This window comes from Salipiger sp. HF18 (genome assembly GCF_011806505.1).
Lineage (GTDB): Bacteria > Pseudomonadota > Alphaproteobacteria > Rhodobacterales > Rhodobacteraceae > Salipiger > Salipiger thiooxidans.
Genome location: NZ_JAATOS010000935.1, coordinates 1 through 722, shown reverse-complemented (window position 1 = coordinate 722; position 722 = coordinate 1). Strand labels below are relative to the sequence as shown.

At 69.3% G+C, this 722-nt stretch carries 1 protein-coding gene; it reads left to right on the top strand.

All coding sequences use genetic code 11. From position 1 onward, the window contains the following. The first annotated feature begins 110 nt into the window (after positions 1 to 110). The gene (locus HC022_RS28090; protein WP_050782285.1) at positions 111 to 635 is read left to right on the top strand and encodes a flavin reductase; all 525 of its coding nucleotides are present in this window, start codon (positions 111 to 113) and stop codon (positions 633 to 635) included. Positions 636 to 722: the final 87 nt, after the last annotated feature.

Genomic DNA, 722 nt, shown 5'->3' with positions numbered 1-722 from the left:
ACTGAGGCGGCGCCCGAAGGGGGGCCACGCCTCTCTCGGGCACTATATCCGAGGGGGGCGGCGCCATGAGGCGCGCCCGAACGGATCAGGAAAGAAGACAGAAAGTGGCTATGGCAGACGCAGAGCTTCCCGCGAGCGACGAGCCCACGCGCGTGCACGTCTCGCGCGACGAATTTCGCAACGGCATGTCCCTCCTTGCAGGGGCAGTCAACATCGTGACGACGGACGGCCCGGCGGGCCGCGCCGGGATGACCGCCTCGGCGGTCTGCTCGGTCACCGACTCGCCGCCGACGCTTCTGGTCTGCGTGAACCGCAGCTCCTCGGCGGGGCCGGCATTCCTGCAGAACGACGCGATCTGCGTCAACACCGTGGGACCATCGCATCAGGAGCTGGCGATGACCTTCGGCGGCAGGACCGGGATGGAGGACCGTTTCGCCGCGGCCGAGTGGACGACCGGCGCCTCGGGCGCCCCGATCCTCAGCGGTGCGGTGGTGTCCTTCGACTGCCGCGTCTCGAAACGCGCGGTGGTTGGCTCGCACGAGGTGATCTTCGCCGAGATCGTCGGCATCACCCACACAAGCGGACAGCCGGCGCTGGCCTATTTCGGGCGGCGCTTCCACGAACTCGGCGAGTAATGGCATGACACTGGCCACGGTTGACACCCGAGGGTCCGCGGCACGCCGCGCGGCTTGCGCCTGTCGCTGGTCGCGGGCGACGGCGCT

Coding starts and splice junctions, on each gene's coding strand:
- HC022_RS28090 (WP_050782285.1), top strand. CDS start 111: ATGGCAGACGCAGAGCTTCCCGCGAGCGACGAGCCCACGCGCGTGCAC.